10 protein-coding genes are annotated in these 18,309 nt (G+C 47.3%); 8 read left to right on the top strand and 2 right to left on the bottom strand.

The genetic code is table 11. The features are described from left to right. Positions 1–38: 38 nt before the first annotated feature. The 5 genes from GO755_RS06405 to GO755_RS06385 all read left to right on the top strand — a co-directional run bounded on the left by GO755_RS06405 (position 39) and on the right by GO755_RS06385 (position 6,547). Positions 39–1,418, top strand: a complete 1,380-nt coding sequence (locus tag GO755_RS06405; protein WP_157583892.1) for a glycoside hydrolase family 88 protein — start codon at positions 39–41, stop codon at positions 1,416–1,418. A 24-nt stretch (positions 1,419–1,442) separates the two neighbouring features. Next, positions 1,443–2,888 carry an oxidoreductase gene (locus tag GO755_RS06400; RefSeq protein ID WP_157583891.1) on the top strand — a complete coding sequence of 482 codons (1,446 nt, stop codon included), beginning with the start codon at positions 1,443–1,445 and terminating at the stop codon, positions 2,886–2,888. Beyond that, the gene (locus GO755_RS06395) at positions 2,885–3,655 is read left to right on the top strand and encodes a 3-ketoacyl-ACP reductase (RefSeq protein WP_317165807.1); all 771 of its coding nucleotides are present in this window, start codon (positions 2,885–2,887) and stop codon (positions 3,653–3,655) included. The genes GO755_RS06400 and GO755_RS06395 overlap by 4 nt, the downstream gene beginning before the upstream one ends. 172 nt (positions 3,656–3,827) lie before the next feature. Next, a complete protein-coding gene (locus tag GO755_RS06390) occupies positions 3,828–5,132 on the top strand; it encodes a Gfo/Idh/MocA family protein (protein WP_157583890.1) in 1,305 nt (434 codons plus the stop codon). 155 nt (positions 5,133–5,287) lie between these two features. Further along, positions 5,288–6,547, top strand: coding sequence for an MFS transporter (locus GO755_RS06385; RefSeq protein WP_157583889.1), 1,260 nt, complete (start codon positions 5,288–5,290; stop codon positions 6,545–6,547). 88 nt (positions 6,548–6,635) lie between these two features. On the opposite strand, the gene odhB is transcribed toward GO755_RS06385, so the two are convergent. Together odhB and GO755_RS06375 are read right to left on the bottom strand one after the other, a co-directional pair. Continuing rightward, positions 6,636–8,255 (bottom strand): 2-oxoglutarate dehydrogenase complex dihydrolipoyllysine-residue succinyltransferase, encoded by a 1,620-nt coding sequence (gene odhB, locus GO755_RS06380; protein WP_157583888.1) that lies wholly within the window; start codon positions 8,253–8,255, stop codon positions 6,636–6,638. Positions 8,256–8,348: 93 nt separating this feature from the next. Next, positions 8,349–11,141, bottom strand: a complete 2,793-nt coding sequence (locus GO755_RS06375; RefSeq protein WP_157583887.1) for a 2-oxoglutarate dehydrogenase E1 component — start codon at positions 11,139–11,141, stop codon at positions 8,349–8,351. Positions 11,142–11,556: 415 nt separating this feature from the next. On the opposite strand from GO755_RS06375, the gene GO755_RS06370 reads away from it, so the two are divergent. From GO755_RS06370 to GO755_RS06360, 3 genes are read left to right on the top strand one after another with little or no spacing between them, the layout of a single operon-like run. After that, positions 11,557–14,760 carry a cyclic nucleotide-binding domain-containing protein gene (locus GO755_RS06370; RefSeq protein ID WP_317165805.1) on the top strand — a complete coding sequence of 1,068 codons (3,204 nt, stop codon included), beginning with the start codon at positions 11,557–11,559 and terminating at the stop codon, positions 14,758–14,760. Beyond that, a complete protein-coding gene (locus GO755_RS06365; RefSeq protein ID WP_157583886.1) occupies positions 14,757–16,127 on the top strand; it encodes an ATP-binding protein in 1,371 nt (456 codons plus the stop codon). The genes GO755_RS06370 and GO755_RS06365 overlap by 4 nt, the downstream gene beginning before the upstream one ends. A gap of 23 nt (positions 16,128–16,150) precedes the next feature. Then, the gene (locus GO755_RS06360; RefSeq protein ID WP_157583885.1) at positions 16,151–18,304 is read left to right on the top strand and encodes a tetratricopeptide repeat protein; all 2,154 of its coding nucleotides are present in this window, start codon (positions 16,151–16,153) and stop codon (positions 18,302–18,304) included. Positions 18,305–18,309 lie beyond the last annotated feature (5 nt).

Genomic DNA, 18,309 nt, shown 5'->3' with positions numbered 1-18,309 from the left:
TGAAAGGTAAACGCTAAACTCGCGGACCTTTCCTTAGCATGCAGATTGACAATTCGTTAAAACCCTCCGACCTCTCGGCAAAGCTTGACCGCTTTTGGGAACTCTCCGGCCAGAAAATCCACCTGATTGAAAAAGACTACGACGTAACAAAAGGCTCACCGGTCTTTACGGTTGCTGGAAAATATTCAACACGTGGCTGGACGGAATGGACGCAAGGGTTTCAATTCGGGTCCGCTATTCTACAATTCGATGCAACGAACAATACTGATTTTCTGGAAATAGGTCGCCAGAAAACACTGACGGTCATGGCTCCGCATATTAGTCACATCGGCGTTCATGATCACGGTTTTAACAATGTAAGTACATATGGAAATCTGCTTCGGCTGATGCGGGAAGGCAGAATTCCAACTAATGACTGGGAGGTTAATTTTTATGAGTTAGCACTGAAAATCTCTGGCGCTGTGCAAGCTAGTCGTTGGACTACTATTAAAACTGGAGGCTTTATTAGTTCATTCAACGGGCCACATTCCCTTTTTGTTGATACCATTCGATCCTGTCGGGCATTGGTATTGAGCCATTCTTTAGGGCATGTTTTTCAGGGCGAAGGTGACGTGAAAATCAATCTGTTGGAGCGTGCCTTACAGCACATAAAAGCCACTGCTGATTATTCGGTTTTCTATGGAGAAGGACGTGATTCGTACGATATTTGGGGACGCACGGCTCACGAAAGCGTTTTCAACGTAAAAGATGGCAATTTCCGCTGCCCCAATTCGCAGCAGGGTTATTCGGGTTTCACAACCTGGACGCGTGGTCTAGCTTGGGCCATGTGCGGATTTGCTGAAGAACTCGAATGGCTTGCTACCCGCGACGATGCCGAATTAGAACCTTTTGGTGGACGTACTACCATTGAAGGGTACATGCTCAAAGCAGCAGCTGCCACCTGCGATTTTTACATTGAGCATACACCTACTAATGGCATTCCATATTGGGATACAGGTGCTCCCAATCTTCACCGCTTAGGTGATTACCTCAATCGCTCAGCCGATCCATACAATGATTTTGAACCGGTAGACAGTTCAGCAGCGGCTATTGGTGCGCAAGGCCTGCTACGTCTGGGGAACTATTTGACGGAAAAAGGGAATGCCGAAGCTGGGCAACGGTATCAGCAAGCTGGTTTGACGGTACTCAATACGTTGTTTGATACCCCTTATCTCAGTACTAACCCTACGCATCAGGGGCTGATTTTACACTCGATTTACCACCAGCCTAACGGATGGGATTATGTGCTCGAGGGAAGTAAGATTGCCAATGGAGAGTCGAGTATGTGGGGCGATTACCACGCTCGCGAAGTTGCGCTGTATTTGCAACGAATCATTCGTAGCGAGCCTTATTACACCTTCTTTAACCAAATTGTCTAACCGCAGATTGTCGAATCTATCTCGATGAGCGAAAAATACAAACCCGCATTTCCCCGCATGGCCCAGCTAAAAACGGCTGTTGACTTGCGGAATTATCTGGAAAAGAATGACATCAACTTGCCGTTTGATGATACACTATTACCTCCAACTGAAAGTCCGTTCAACCGATCTATTCAACTCAAGTCGGGCAAAACGATTGGCAATAGTCTTTGCATTTTACCGATGGAAGGCTGGGACGGCACTACTGATGGTCGTCCGACGGATTTTACTCGAAATCGCTGGAAGAAATTCGCCATTAGTGGAGCCAAATTATTGTTTGGTTGCGAGGCTGTGGCAGTCTGTCATTCTGGAAAAGCCAACCCGAATCAGTTAGTGTTGAATACGGATACGTTTTCTGACTTTGTTGACTTGCGGGAATTTATTCTGAAAGAACACACGGATGCATTTGGCAAAACCGACGATTTATTGATTGGCCTTCAACTAACGCATTCAGGCCGTTTCTGTAAGCCCAGGAGCCACAAAGCTTTTGAAGCAAAAATACTCTACAGCCATCCGTTCCTGAATAGCAAATTCGGTATGCCCGCCGATTATCCTACGCTTACGGATGAGGAAATAGATCAGATCATTGAGCAATACGTTGAAGCAGCTGTCCTTGCTCAAAAAGCGGGCTTTGATTTTGTCGATGTAAAACATTGTCACGGATATCTGGGCCACGAATTCCTGAGTGCCGTGAATCGGGAGGGGCGATATGGTGGCTCGTTCGAGAATCGTACTCGTTATCTGCGAAACATCGTTGCGGGTATTCGTCAGGCTGCTCCAGGACTAGAAATCGGTATTCGCCTGAGTGCGTTTGATATGCTGCCATTCAAAAAGGGGCCGGTTGGCTCGGGCATTCCTGAATCAGCGGAGCAATATCCATTTGCTTTTGGAGGAAAATCCAATGGGCTTGGAGTTGACCTAACCGAGACGAAAGCATTTCTGTCGCTGGCGGAATCACTAGGCATACAATTGGTGTGCATCACGGGCGGAAGTCCCTACTACAATCCACACCTGATGCGGCCCGCTCTGTTTCCGCCATCTGACGGCTATCTGCCTCCTGAAGACCCACTGATTGGGGTAAAGCGGCAAATCGACGTAACGAACGAGTTGAAACAGGCTTTCCCAGAATTGGTAATTATTGGGTCAGGCTATTCGTATTTGCAGGAATGGCTTCCCAACGTAGCACAGGCTGTATTGCAAAAGGGCATGGCCGATAGTATAGGTTTTGGACGGATGGTATTATCCTATCCAACTATGCCTGCCGATATGATTGCCGGCCATTCACTCGTCCGAAATCTGATATGCCGCACGTTTTCAGACTGCACAACGGCTCCACGAAATGGCTTGATTTCAGGCTGTTATCCGCTAGATCCGCTCTACAAAAAAAGACCCGAAGCCGAACAGCTTAAAGCGATAAAAGAAAGCCTGTGAAAAACGTTGCACTAATTACAGGTGGTAGCCGAGGCATTGGATACGGTATTGCTGAACATCTGGCCGACGCTGGATTCGATCTGGCTATAAACGGCGTTCGGCCGGAAGCAGCCGTTCATGAGGCACTTGAGGCACTTCGACGTCGAGGGAGCGACGTGATTTACTGTCCGGGCGATATTGCTTCAACGCAGGATCGGGCCAACATGGTGCAACGTATTGTAGCCCATTTTGGTCGGCTGAACGTACTAGTAAATAATGCAGGAGTAGCGCCAAAAGAACGTCGCGATATTCTGGAAGCAACCGAAGAAAGTTTTCAGTACGTGTTGTCAACCAATCTGCAAGGAGCTTATTTTCTGACACAAACGACGGCTAACTGGATGATTAAACAGAAGACGGAACAGCCAGATTTCTGGTGCTGTATCATTAATGTTTCATCTGTTTCGGCCACAGTAGCCTCGGTGAATCGAGGAGAGTATTGTGTGGCTAAAGCGGGACTAAGTATGGCAACGCAGCTATTTGCAGCCCGACTTGGTGAGTTCGATATTCCAGTATATGAAGTTCGGCCGGGCGTTATAAAAAGCGATATGACGGCGGGTGTTACGGCCAAATATGATAAGCTGATCGAAGAGGGTCTGTTCGTCCAGAAACGCTGGGGGCAGCCCAACGACGTTGGTTTGGCAGTAGCTTCTCTCGCACGGGGAAATTTCCCCTACTCAACCGGCCAGGTTATTATGGTTGATGGAGGTATGACCATACCACGATTGTAAGAATTTGATAATCAGGCTATACTTTTCGATTAGTTTTACCTGATTACTCCCTTTACAGAAGAAGTATTTCTGACAGGATTTACAGGATAAAACAGGATTTAAGACAACGAATAATCCTGTTTTATCCTGTAAATCCTGTCAGAAAAATAAATTCCTAAACCAATTCAAATTCATGGACCCCAAACAAGTTTCCCGTCGCGATGTCCTCAAGGCAGGCGCTGTTAGTTCGCTGGCCGCTATTGGCCTGCCTACCTATATCCCGGCACATGCATTCGGGGCCAACGATCGCGTTCGGATGGCCGTTATCGGTGTTAACGGTCGAGGTAAAGATCACATTCAGGGCTTATCTAAGCAGAAAGATGTGGAAGTCGTCACCCTCTGTGATGTAGACAGCAATGTGCTACAGGAACGAGCTTCGGAATTTGAGAAAAAATACAACCGGAAAGTCCAGATGGTAGATGATCTCCGGAAAGTCTATGATGATAAAAATATTGATGCAGTAAGCATCGCTACGCCAAACCACTGGCATGCGCTGGCAGCTATTTGGGCGTGTCAGGCCGGGAAAGATGTTTATGTAGAAAAGCCCGGTGCGCACAATCTTCACGAAGGACGTAAACTCATCGAAGCGGCTACCCGATATAACCGGATTGTGCAACATGGGGTGCAATTACGCAGCTCCGTAGCTATTCAGGAAGCCATCAAGCACCTACGCGATGGCCTGATTGGGAATGTCTATATGGCACGAGGACTGGTTTTTAAATGGCGGCCAGATATTGGTAACAAAGGACCTTCTCCTGTTCCGTCTGAACTAAACTGGAACATGTGGCAGGGGCCAGCACAGGAGAAAGAATTCAGCAAAAACTATGTGCACTATAACTGGCACTGGTTCTGGGATTACGGTAACGGCGACATTGGGAACCAGGGTATCCACGAAACCGACCTTTGCATGTGGGGATTGGATGTAGGATTACCGGAAGAAATCACTTCAGGCGGTGGCAAATTTCTTTGGAAAGATTGTAAGGAAACCCCCGAAACGCTCACCTCAGTTTATAAATATCCGTCATCAGGTAAGGTGATTCAATTTGAAGTTCGCCCCTGGATGACGAACAAGGAAGACGGCGTTGAAATTGGTAATATCTTCTATGGCGATAAAGGCTACATGGTTATCAATGGCTATGATGACTATAAAACCTTTTTGGGTAAAGAGCGTACACCTGGCCCAGCGCGAAAAGAGGGTGGAGATCACTATGCTAACTTTATCGAAGCCGTTCGGGCGCGGGATAAATCGAAGCAGAATGGTCCCGTTGAAACCGCTCATTTAGCCTCAGGTATTGCGCACCTCGGCAACATCGCTTATCGATTAGGTCGTACGCTGCATTTCGATCCGAAAAACGAAGTGTTTATTGGCGATAAAGATGCTAATCAGATGCTTACCCGCAAATATCGGGCTCCGTTTGTCGTGCCGGAAAAGGTGTAAATAATTAGTTTGTAGTCATTTCACACTTTTTCTGTCACCCCGACGTCAGGAGGGATCTCAAGCTTGACTATTATATAAGTTGAGATCCCTCCTGACGTCAGGATGACAGAAATGGGCTAGCATATCCTATCTGAGACTCCCCCTTATTCTAATCAATGAAGCCATTACTATCGTCTGAATCAACCTCAGCGGATCGTCCAATATTAGGCCAACTCCTACAATTACCTGTGCTGGTGGCTGCTCTTGGCTATCTGGTGGATATGTATGACCTGTTCCTTTTCAGTGTAGTACGCGTGCCTAGCTTAAAAGCCCTAAGTGTCGATGGAGACCGTTTATTAAGCGAGGGACTTTTCCTACTCAACATACAGATGGCGGGAATGCTGGTTGGCGGTATTTTTTGGGGTATTTTGGGCGATAAAAAAGGGCGCCTTTCAGTCCTCTTTGGCTCTATTCTGCTCTATTCGCTGGCTAATATTGCCAATGGCTTTGTTACGTCTCTGGATCAATATGCGTTATTAAGATTCATTGCCGGTGTAGGCTTAGCGGGTGAGTTAGGCGCTGGAATTACCTTAGTGACGGAAATTTTACCAAAGCAGATTCGCGGATATGGCACTACGCTTGTAGCCACAATGGGCGTTTTAGGCGCGATCTTGGCTTACTTCATGGCTGACCTGTTCGATTGGCGTATTTCTTATTTCATCGGAGGAGGGCTGGGACTTCTGTTGCTTGTATTGCGGTTTAATGTTCTGGAGTCAGGCATGTTTGCAAAGACGAAACAGCGAGTTTTGCCTCGGGGAAATATACTGATGCTTGTATCCGACAAGAAACGATTTTCCAGATACATGCAGTGTATTCTGGTTGGTCTACCCATCTGGTTTGTCGTTGGCATCCTGATTACGTTCTCGCCAGAATTTGGTAAGGCACTTGGTCTAAGTGCTCCCGTCGTAGCGGGCAAGGCGGTCATGCTAACTTTTTCGGGGCAGGTATTGGGCGATATCGTTAGCGGACTGCTAAGCCAATCGCTCCAAAGTCGAAAGCGTGTTATTCGACTATTTATGCTGGTCTCGCTGGTATTTATGCTAATCTATTTGCTGGCGCCAGTGCACGACATTACCCTGTTTTATGTCGTTTGTGTCTGCCTTGGATTCGCTAACGGCTACTGGACGCTGTTTGTGACAATTGCAGCAGAGTTGTTCGGTACGAACCTTCGAGCTACTGTAGCGACTACGATACCCAATTTTGTTCGGGGAGCCACTATTCCACTAAGCGCCCTTTTTACACTATTGAAGCCTTCTTTAGGAACAGTCTACAGTGCGCTGACGGTGGGTGTTGTAACACTGGTAGTTGCGTTGTTTGCGCTAAGCTTTCTGGATGAAACCTTTAAAAAGGATCTGGATTACGTAGAAGAGGTATAGAACGCAGATGCCGCAGACTAAACTGATTTACAAAGATTCCTATCAGCGTAAATCAGTTTAGTCTGCGGCATCTGCGTTCTATTATTTATTACATGTCAAACAACATGCGAGCAGGATCTTCCAGAATCTGCTTCACCCGAACGAGGAAGCTAACCGATTCTTTCCCATCGATGATACGGTGATCGTAGGACAGAGCCAGATACATAATTGGCCGAACAACGATCTCACCATTTATGACCACAGCCCGTTCAACAATGTTGTGCATGCCTAAAATAGCCGACTGAGGAGCGTTGATAATTGGTGTCGAAAGCATCGAGCCGAACGTACCACCATTGGTAATCGTGAACGTACCACCCGTCATTTGATCGATGGTCAGTTTGTTATCACGAGCCAGACCAGCCAGTCGAACGATTTCTTTTTCAATCTGTGCGAAACTCATCTGTTCTGCATTCCGAATAACAGGAACTACTAAGCCCCGATCGGTCGAAACCGCAATCGAAATATCACAGAAATCATTGAAAACCATCTGATCGCCGTCGATCTGGGCGTTCACTGCCGGAAAGTCCTTCAGCGCTACACAAACGGCTTTGGTGAAGAACGACATGAAGCCGAGGCCCACACCGTTTTTCTCCTTGAACTTGTCTTTGTATTTGTTCCGCAAGTCCATAACGGCTTTCATGTCTACCTCATTGAAGGTAGTCAACATGGCCGTTTCGTTCTTAACCGCAACTAACCGACGGGCAATTGTCCGACGTAGCGACGTCATTTTCTCACGGCGCTGATTGCGTCCACCCGCAGCAACAGGAGCTGGTGCGGGCGCAGAAGCAGCTGGTTTGGGCGCTGCTGGTTGAGCAACGGGAGCCGGAGGTGTAGCAGGCTGTGCTGGGGCAGGCGACGCTTTTAAGGCATCTTCCTTCGTGACACGTCCACCTACACCACTACCCTGAACTTCCTGGGCATTTACGCCTTTTTCGTCCAGAATTTTAGCGGCTGCTGGCGATGGATAATGAGCCGCGTAACCGTTCTGGCCGTTTGACGAAGGAGTTTCTGTTGCTGGTGTACTGGCTACCGGTTGAGGAGCCGGAGTAGCTGCCGAGACCGGAGCGCCTGCACCCACTTCAATTTTAGCAATTAAGGCACCAATTGGGAGTGTCTCACCCGCTTGTGCTACAATCCGGAGTGTTCCGGCTGCTTCGGCAGGGAGTTCAAATGTGGCTTTGTCTGATTCGAGTTCGCACAATACTTCATCTAGCGCGACCTGATCACCATCTTTTTTGCTCCATGAAGCAATTGTAACTTCTGTAACCGACTCACCGACAGCCGGAACTTTCATCTCAATAACACTGGCACCAGTATTAACTGGAGCCGTTACGGGCTCAGCTGCTGGTGTAGGTGCCGGAGCCACTTGTTCGGCAGGTTTAGGAGTTTCAGCCTTCGCAGGTTCGGCCGCTGGCGACGGAGCAGGTGCACTACCACCATCATCAATTGTACAAATGCTGGCACCAATAGGCAGGACATCCCCTTCCTGAGCCAGAATATGCAGAATACCATCCGCTTCAGCCGTTAATTCAAACGTAGCCTTGTCGGAGTCGAGTCCACAAAGAACATCGTCCATTTTTACGTGATCACCTTCTTTTTTGTACCAGGTGCCAACGGTTACTTCGGTAATGGATTCCCCCACGGGAGGGATTTTCATGTCAACGGCCATATATTGAGTTGTAAGTGCGCAAGTTGTAAGTAACTAAGTGTAAGTGCTAACGAGTTTACTTACAACTTAATCACTTACAACTTACAACTGAATTTATTCAAACGCTCTCCGAACGATATCGGCTTGTTCCTTAGTATGTATTTTGGCGTAACCAGTTGCAGGTGAGGAAGCTGCCTCGCGAGAAATAATTGGCAAGTTTATGCCAATCCGAAGTAAATAGGACCAGTAACCCATGTTTTCGGGTTCTTCCTGCACCCAGAACACTTCTGCTTTTTTATACTGTCCTAAAATTGCATCCAGCTGTTTTTTAGGTAGCGGTGCAATTTGCTCCAGGCGAACAATGGCTACGTCGTCGCGTTGGTCAGTCTGTTGTTTTTCGAGCAGATCGTAGTACACTTTTCCTGTACACAGCAACACCCGTTTTACTTTTTTCGCTTGTGCGTAGCTGTCATCAATTATTTCCTGGAAAGCACCTTTTGTCAGATCCTCAATCGGAGAAACGCACTTCGGATGTCGTAACAACGATTTTGGCGACATGATGGCCAATGGTTTTCGGAAAGGCCAGGCCAACTGCCGACGCATTATGTGAAATAAGTTGGCTGGTGTCGTAATGTTGGCTACGGTCATATTGTATTCAGCATAGAGCTGCAAATACCGTTCAGGGCGAGCATTTGAGTGCTCAGGGCCTTGGCCTTCGTAACCATGAGGCAGCAACATGACAACTCCATTCTGAATACCCCATTTCGATTCGGCAGCGGCAATGAACTGGTCGATAATCAATTGAGCACCATTTGAAAAATCCCCAAACTGAGCTTCCCAAATAACCAGGGCATTGGGTGTAGCCATAGCATAACCATACTCAAAGCCTAATACACCATATTCCGATAAGAGCGAGTTATACGCCTGGAACTTCGGCTGTCCTTCTTTAATAAAGTCGAGCGATGAATAAGTCGCATTTGTTTCAGCGTCGTGCAATACTGCATGACGGTGTGAGAATGTGCCTCGTTGTACGTCCTGACCACTTAACCGAACGGGTTTCCCTTCGAGCAGAATGGAGCCGTATGCTAACAGCTCAGCGGTACCCCAGTTAACGATTTTGGTATCCGTCAACATCGTCTGACGATCCTTCAGCAACTTGTCAATCTGCTTCAGGGGTTTAAAACCTTCTGGAAGCTTAACCAGCGCTTGTCCGATCGTTTCCAGTGTTTCACTGGAAATGCCTGTTTCGGGTGATTTTTCGAAATCGACTGGTTCGCTGAAACGAAGTTCGGCCCAGTCACGATCCAGACGAAGAGGTTTGTACGGAATCTCTTCTTTTTGCTTTACACGGTCGAGTCGATCCTGCAACTGCTTCTTGAATTCTGTATCCATGCGTTGTGCCAGTTCGGCATCAACATCACCCCGTTTGATAAGCAGATCCTTATAGATTTCTCGCGGATTTGCATGCTTATCAATGAGATTGTACATCGTAGGCTGCGTAAACTTCGGCTCGTCAGACTCATTGTGTCCGTAGCGTCGGTAGCAAACCATATCAATGAATACATCTCGTTTAAATTTCTCCCGGAATTCAACCGCCAGCTTAGCGCAGAAAATAACCGCTTCTGGATCGTCGCCATTTACGTGGAAAACAGGAGCATCAACGATCTTGGCTATATCGGAGCAATAGATAGATGACCGCGCGTCTTCAAAATCGGTTGTGAAACCAATTTGGTTGTTAATGACAAAATGGACTGTTCCACCGGTTTCGTAACCCGCCAGTTTAGCCATCTGTGTCACTTCATAAACAATGCCCTGACCTGCTACAGCTGCATCGCCATGAATCAGGATTGGCATTATTTTCGTGAAATCGCCTTTGTATTCTTCATCGGCCTGTGCCCGTACAAACCCTTCTACAACTGGGTTCACCGCTTCTAAGTGCGATGGGTTCGGCGCTAGTTTTACGCTGATTTGTTTGCCCGATTTAGTTTCGGTCAGGCTTGAGTAGCCAAGGTGGTATTTAACATCACCGTCGCCGTGAACTTCTTCGGGTACATTTCCTTCAAAGCCGTCGAAGATAGACTCGTAGGATTTACCAAGAATATTGGCCAATACGTTCAACCGTCCCCGGTGCGCCATACCAATCATCACTTCCTCAACGCCCATATCGGAAGCCTGATTGATGATCGTATCGAGAGCAGGAATCGTTACTTCGCCCCCTTCGAGCGAGAAACGCTTCTGCCCTAAATATTTAGTGGCTAAGAAGTTTTCGAAAACAGTGGCTTCGTTTAGTTTTTCGAGAATACGTTTTTTCTCATCGAGCGAAGGTGAAAAAACGAGGGCTTCTTTCTCAATTTTGTTCCGCAGCCAGTTTTTTACATCCAGTTCGCGGATGTACATGTACTCGAAGCCGATCTCGCCAGCATAAATCTTGCGTAGCGATTCCATAATGACTCGTAGCGTAGCTGGCCCGATGCCGAGCAGTTTGCCTGAATCGAATACCGTGTCTAAATCGGCATCGGTGAGTGCATAATCGGGTAAGTCGATACGTGGTTGGCGATCCTTACGCGCTTTTAGCGGGTTTGTTTTCGCCAGCAGGTGGCCACGCGACCGATAGGCTTTAATTAAACTGGCCACCGAAACTTCTTTTTCGGCGTGAATTGCATCAGTTGGCTTGCTAGCCGTAGCCTGACCATTGCCGTTCGCTGAAACCCCATTTGGAGTAGCCCCGGCTGGTTTTTCTGGTCCGCCATTGCCATTTGCTTTTTCTCCGTATGTAAGAGAAAATTCAAATCCTTTAAAAAACTGTTGCCAGCTTTCATCAACAGACTGCTGGTCTTGCTTATAAGCCTGGTAGAGTTGATCTACGTAAGCCGCATCGGAATTGGCTATATATGAGTACTGATCCATGACGGAGACTCGTCGTTGTTTTTGACTTACAAAGGTAGCGTATTCAGTTTCAGAGTTTGCCCAAAATTTATTGTTTTTATCCTACTGATCTCTGTTTATCGCTCCTTTATGTATACAACAACTAAAAATTTAATTTTATTACCAAAAATAGATTTTTCAATTGAGAACTAGCGGATAGTTACTCCCACAATAATCAATCCAGTGAAGAATCCTTTAACAAGGTCTAAAGGCTATACAGATAAGATACTAAAGTAGCTCCTGGTAGAAATAGAACAGGTAAGGAATTTAATTTAGAGATCCCCTTTTTACGATGAATTGCCAATGGGGAAGTTGATAAGATAGGCAGGTCTAATGGGATATTGAGCAGTAAACAGTCGTCTTCTGATGGATGGCTGTGTATATTTGACGATAAATCGTGTCCCGAAACCTACTTATGACCGTTGGTCCCGACGCTACGTATCAATCCTCTCCTTCCCCCGCTCATCGATGGCAGCGTGCATTAGGCATTCGGCCGGAGGAAGGTCGGACAGTGAGGTTATTTTTTATTCATAATTTTCTGTTAGGCATTGGCACTATTCTGATTTACGTGGCTGCCAATGCTATTTTACTTGAAAATCACCCCGAAACCAGTCTGCCTGTCGCCTATGTCGTGGCCGCGTTAGCTATGATCGGGGTGGGCAGGGTATATGCCTATTACGAGCACCATCTGGCTTTGCGAAGCTTAGCGGTACGAGTGCTGATAGCGGCCGTTGTGATGACCGTGGTTGTTGGTATATTGGTGATTGTTGGGCATTCGGTGGCAGCTGCAGTGGCAATCATGACAGGTTACCGAATCATCTACCTACTCACAAATCTTGAATTCTGGGGCGTTTCGGCAGTCGTATTTGATACGCGGCAAAGTAAGCGGCTATTTGGCGTGATCAGCTCGGGCGATATGCCCGCCAAAGCACTAGGAGCTATCCTGGCAGCTCTGGTCCATGCTCATGCCGATGTACTTCGGCTCTTGCTGGTTGCTTTTGGAGCATTTTTTGCTGCTTTGTATGTGCTTCGTCTAACCATTCAGTCGCACGATGTGCATGCCCCCGAACGATCGGGTCGGGCTGTTGGTCGGGAACCTTCGCGACTAATTGGGAAGCGATTTGGTGGCAGCGAACTCATTTTCTATATGTGTTTGAGCTTGGCCGTATTAGCTGCCGTAGCGACCGAAATAGAATACAACTTCTTCATCAATGTAAAACACCGATTTCACGACCAAACTGATGTGATCCGGTATGTGAGCTACGTATTGGCACTGACCTATGGGGTGGCCATGCTTGTCAAACTCTTGCTATCACGACAGGTACTGGACCAATTTGGCGTACAACGGTCGTTACTGGTGTTACCATGGGTAGCTCTGATAGGTCTGGCAGGCCTGATTATTCTGCATTATGTCCCTACCAGCGAAACGGTTTTACTTATCTATTTCTGTGGCCTTTACTTAATTTTTGAGGTAGTGCGTCGGGCTTTGTTCGACCCCGTGTTTCTCGTTCTGTTTCAGCCGTTATTACCGCCACAACGCTTGAAAGGTCATACACTGGCTAAAGGATTGTACGAACCAATAGGGCTAGGCGTAGCAGGTTTTTTGATTTTCGTTTTCCACACAACGCTCGAATCGAGTGGAGCACTGGTTTGGGTGGGGTTGCTGGCTGGGGCTGTCTGGCTGTTGCGTCATACCTACAAGCGGTACCTACATGAACTTAATGATGCTATTGGTCGCCGGTTCTTGGAAAGTGATCAGTTGGCTATGCCGACTGTAGCTCAGGAGAGCCTCATTCAGCAGTTGCAGAGTTCAAAAGCAGAAGATGTACTGATGGCCATTGGCTGGCTCGATGCCCATAATCCTGTTGAACTGAGCCAACGGGTACCTTCATTACTGACACATGCCGATGCTAACGTTCGTCGGCGAACACTGGCTACCATAACGCATATCAATCCGCCAACTCCTATTCGGCAATTGACCCATATTGCCTTGACCGATTCTGAACCGTCTTTGCGTCAACAGGCGGCTTATTTGTTAGGCCGGCGAATCAATGTTGAGCCATCGGAACTTGCTCCGCTCATCAATCATACGGATTTGAACATTCGGCAAGGAGCTATCAAAGGTATCCTGGAGCTGAATCCACATGATGCTGCCGCTCAGGCAAGCCTGAAACAGTTGGCTACCGATAAAGATCCAACGCATCAGCAAATGGCGTTGAATCTGATCTCTGTTCTACGCCTGAATGATTTTGCGCCTATCGTAAGCGAGCGACTTACCAGTTTAACTACTGATGTAAAAAAGGCTGCTATCTCAGCCGCGGGGCATTTGGCCAATAAAGACCTGACTCAGTATTTGCTTGATAATCTGATCCACGAAACCATTGGTCGTTCTGTTGTACAGGCGTTGAAAGCGCGTGGGCCAGAACTAATTCCTTCGTTACGCCGGGTTCGCCGGTCAACGAAAGACCAATTGATTCTGGAACGAATAGCTGCCATTTGTGGGGCTATTTATTCGCCAGAAAGTCGCCAGCTTCTAAACGAACTGGCTCAGGAGTCTAATTTACAGGTTCGCGGAGTGGCTCTACGAGCCTTACGTCGTTTCCCGAATGAACCCGGCGACGATGCGATATTTCGCGCATTGATGCACGAGGAAGTTTTGCTGGCACAACGGCTAATGCACGGAAGTTTAACAGATGCCGATTTGACCGAAACGCTTGATTATGAATTGTCGGTCATACTTCAGCGACTGTTTGATATTCTCACGCAGCTTTATGATTCAGATACGATTGCCGGCGCGCGTATGGGTATTAGTCACCCTGCTCGCGAACGACGGGCTAATGCGCTCGAAATGCTCGACAATCTGATTCCGAGAGCTACCTATCAAACACTACAAGTATTGGTCGACGATTTGCCCAGGCCCGAAAAGGTTCGTATTCTTGACATAGAACTTGGCACGTTTCATGATTCTGAACCGATTAGGGCATTTATCCTGCGCATGGGCGAAAGCGTTTTTTCGGCCTGGACAGTAAGTGTTGTCTTGCGGAATTTACCTTCTGACGAAGCATCAGTAGCTCGTCAATCGTTAGCGTCTCGTTTTTCTGCCTTATCGCCTTTGCTTATGAGTCACTCAACCCATTCAACTGACCAGATTGCAGCCTACGACCGCGTATTGCTGTTGTCGCAAACCAGCCTGTTTTCGCAAACCCCCGAAAATGTGCTGGCCAGCATCACGCCGATTATGAAAGAAGAGCAACATACTGCTGGCGAGACCATTTTTCATAAAGGTGATTTGGGTTCAGGTATGTATGTGATTTACACGGGCGAGGTTGTAATTCTGGATGGTGAGACAGAACTGGCCCGTTTCGGTCGGGGTGATTTCTTTGGGGAGTTGGCCCTGCTGGATACCGAATCTCGGTCTGCCACTGCTGAAGCGATTACCGATGTTCGACTGCTACGTATTGACCAGGACGATTTCTTCGACCTGATGGAGGAACGGGGCGAAGTCCTCCGCAGCATCGTCAGGAGTTTATCGGGACGCATTCGCCGGCAGAATGAACTCATTGCCCGTCAGTCGATCAATACTAACAAAGAGCAGGTATGAACTGGTCAGATGGGGAATCGTTTATAGCCATTGGTGTTGCTGCCACAGTAATTCGCTATCTCCGGAAATTTCTGGACACGGAAACGCGACTACCCAACTGGGACAGGTATCTAAAGCAGGTGTGGCTTACTGGGCTCATCCTGATGGCACTCGGCGAGATATTTCCAGATCCCTGGCTAATCTGGTATGAGTTGATCATCATTTTTGCGATTGTCTATACCATTTCGCAACTCTATGAATTCCGGCCTGCCCGAACCTTATTACTGGCTATAGCACCTTATTCCTTTATCCTCATTGTCAGGGATTTATTGGATCATCTAGCTCCTAAATTTTATAAAGCCAATGATGACTATGTAGATGCAACATCTACATTCGCAATCATCTGGTTTATTACGTTTGTTGTCATTGCGAATAACCAGAAAAAGTCGTTGGCCAAGGCGCAGTTGGAGCATGAGAAGGAACTTGAACAACGGCGCATTATTGAGGCAAAGAAGAACGAACTGGAATACTTGGTCGCTGAACGAACTGCCGAAATTACCCGCCAGAAAGAAGAATTGGAGCAAACGGTCACTGAATTAAAAGCAACCCAGAGTCAATTGATTCAGAGTGAGAAAATGGCTTCCTTGGGTGAATTGACGGCTGGGATTGCCCACGAAATACAGAACCCACTGAACTTCGTCAATAATTTCTCGGAAGTGAGTATCGAGCTTATTGATGAATTAACTGAAGAACAGGCCAAGGCCGAGCGTGATACTGAACTGGAGGCTGAGTTATTGACTGACCTTAAACAGAATCTCCAGAAAATCAGTCATCATGGCGGACGAGCTTCGTCTATCGTCAAAGGTATGCTTCAGCACTCCCGCGCCAGCACTGGTCAGCGCGAACCTACCGATCTGAATGCGTTGACTGACGAATACCTGCGATTGGCTTATCATGGATTACGAGCTAAAGACAAAACCTTTAATGCCGTGCTCAAAACGGAATTTGATGCCTCGCTGGGTGAGATTAGTATGATTCCTCAGGACATTGGCCGGGTACTGTTGAATCTGTTTACCAATGCGTTCTATGCTGTACAGCAACGCCAGAAAAAAGGGGAGGATTCTAATTATCAACCCACCGTAACGGTCAGTACGAGTTGTGCTAACGAAGAAGCCATAATTACTGTCAGCGACAATGGTACGGGCATTCCCGAAGCAGTACAGCAAAAGATTTTTCAGCCCTTTTTTACCACTAAGCCTACGGGTGAGGGCACGGGCTTAGGACTGTCATTAGCCTATGACATTGTGACTAAAGGGCACAGTGGAACGTTGGAGGTAGCGAGTAAAGAAGGGGAGGGAACAACATTTACCATAACATTGCCAGCCTAATAGTTAGGTTGCAACTAGCTTTTATGCCTATTCGCCTACTGTTATTTAGTCTAGTATTCTGGCTGAACGTAACGAGTATACGGGCGCAGGATTCAGCGCGGATTGCACTTCGTTCCCAACTCGCGAGCCACCTACAGGCAGATACAATTCGTGTGAATCGGCTGAATGATCTTGCTTTTTTAGTACGGGGCGATGAGCCGCAACAAACGGTTTTACTCGCTCAGGAAGCACTGACATTGGCCCGCAAACTCAAGTACCAATGGGGCGAAGCTATGGCACTCTATGTCCTGGGTATTGGGCATGACACCTATCAAAAATATCAACAGACTCTTCCTTATCTAAATCAGTCTTTGGCGTTGTTTAGGCGCTTGAATGACCGAGTGGGTATGGCTCGGGTATTGAGCCAAATTGGCTGGTTTTACACGCAACGGGGTGATTATGTATTGGCGCTCACCCACGATTTGCAGGCACAACGCCTGGCCGAAAAAACGGCCAACCTGGAACTATTGGCTCGTACTACCGCTCGTTTGGGCACTTTGCATATCATATTAGGCGATTACCAGCAGGGTTTGTCCATTCTGTCGACAGCGATTCAATTATTTGAACGAACCAACGACCAGGAGGGAATTTGTCGATCACTAAACGGTTTTGGGGATCTTTATCGGCTTCAGGAAGATTTTGAGCGGGCCGAGCGCTACTATGATAAGTCGATTCGGTTGGCGCAGGCGTTAAATAGACCTCGTCTGGCTGCCCAGGCCGAGAGCAATCTGGCGGCCGTGTATGTGGCGCAGGGTAACTATAAGGATGCGCTCAATGTAGCTCATAAAGCGCTGTCGGTTTTAATGAAAATACCAGAAACCGATGTGGTTGTCTGGACTCAAACGGTGGTGGCTCGAGCTTATCTCAAGCAGAATCGGCTTGATAGTGCGTTGGCTTATGGGCTTCACACCTGGAAATTAAGTCGGCAAGTTGGATCTCGGGAAGCCTCCAGAGATGCCAACGAGATTTTAGCTCAGGTATATGCTGCACAACATAAGTTTGCTGAAGCCTATGCCGCACAACAAAAATACATTGCTTATGTAGACACATTATCTGGACGAAATACGCAGCAGCAACTGGCTATCCTCCAGTACAACTACGGATTGTCTGAAAAGCAAACCCAGATTGCTTTACTGAAAAAAGACAAAGCTTTACAGATGGCAATGGCACAACGGCAACGGCAATTGCTGCTTGGAGCACTTATTGGAATGGGTTTGGTTCTGGGATTGCTCTTTCTGGTTTACCGTAATAATCGTCAGAAGCAAAAAGCAAATTCCCTTTTACACCAGCAAAAAGCTGAAATTCAGACTCAGCGCGACCAGACCAACCAAGCGCTGGCCGAATTGAAGTCTACCCAGAATCAGCTGATTCAGAGTGAAAAGATGGCTTCGCTGGGGGAACTCACAGCGGGAATTGCGCATGAAATTCAGAACCCGCTCAACTTCGTCAATAATTTCTCCGAAGTATCTGTAGAACTGGTGCAGGAGTTAAAAGAAGAACAGAAGAAAGGCCCTGATCGAGACGAAGAACTAGAGAATGAGTTGTTAACTGATTTATCAAACAACCTTCACAAAATCAGTCAGCATGGTAATCGTGCGTCGAGTATTGTCAAAGGCATGTTGGAGCATTCCCGCAAAAGCACTGGTCGTAAAGAGCCCACCGATTTGAATGCCTTGGCCGATGAGTATCTGCGGTTAGCCTACCACGGCTTGCGTGCCAAAGACAAAACCTTCAATGCCGTGCTCAAAACCGACTTTGATGCCTCGCTCAGAGAGATTAGCATAATCCCTCAGGATATTGGTCGGGTGTTTTTGAACCTATTCACCAATGCGTTCTATGCTGCTCAGCAGCGCCATATACAGTATAAAGAATCCAGTTATCAGCCCACTATAACAGTCAGTACTCGTTACGTTGACGGCCGGGCGGTGATCATCGTTAGTGATAACGGCATAGGTATACCCGAAGCTGTCCAGGCCAAAATCTTCCAGCCTTTTTTTACGACCAAACCCACGGGTGAGGGTACGGGCTTAGGTTTATCGTTGGCGTATGATATTGTAACTAAAGGACATAACGGCACATTAACCGTAGAAAGTAAGGAGGGAGAAGGCACAAAATTCGTAATTTCCCTTCCTGCTTAAGAAAC

Source organism: Spirosoma arboris, assembly GCF_009754945.1.
Classification (GTDB): Bacteria; Bacteroidota; Bacteroidia; order Cytophagales; family Spirosomataceae; genus Spirosoma; species Spirosoma arboris.
The sequence above is the reverse complement of the archived record's forward strand: the minus strand, read 5'-3'. Positions and strand labels throughout refer to the sequence as shown.

Excerpts from the sequence above, each read along its gene's own strand:
- GO755_RS06405 (WP_157583892.1), top strand. The coding sequence starts at position 39 with ATGCAGATTGACAATTCGTTAAAACCCTCCGACCTCTCGGCAAAGCTT.
- GO755_RS06400 (WP_157583891.1), top strand. The coding sequence starts at position 1,443 with ATGAGCGAAAAATACAAACCCGCATTTCCCCGCATGGCCCAGCTAAAA.
- GO755_RS06390 (WP_157583890.1), top strand. The coding sequence starts at position 3,828 with ATGGACCCCAAACAAGTTTCCCGTCGCGATGTCCTCAAGGCAGGCGCT.
- GO755_RS06385 (WP_157583889.1), top strand. The coding sequence starts at position 5,288 with ATGAAGCCATTACTATCGTCTGAATCAACCTCAGCGGATCGTCCAATA.
- odhB (WP_157583888.1), bottom strand. The coding sequence starts at position 8,255 with ATGGCCGTTGACATGAAAATCCCTCCCGTGGGGGAATCCATTACCGAA.
- GO755_RS06375 (WP_157583887.1), bottom strand. The coding sequence starts at position 11,141 with ATGGATCAGTACTCATATATAGCCAATTCCGATGCGGCTTACGTAGAT.
- GO755_RS06365 (WP_157583886.1), top strand. The coding sequence starts at position 14,757 with ATGAACTGGTCAGATGGGGAATCGTTTATAGCCATTGGTGTTGCTGCC.
- GO755_RS06360 (WP_157583885.1), top strand. The coding sequence starts at position 16,151 with ATGCCTATTCGCCTACTGTTATTTAGTCTAGTATTCTGGCTGAACGTA.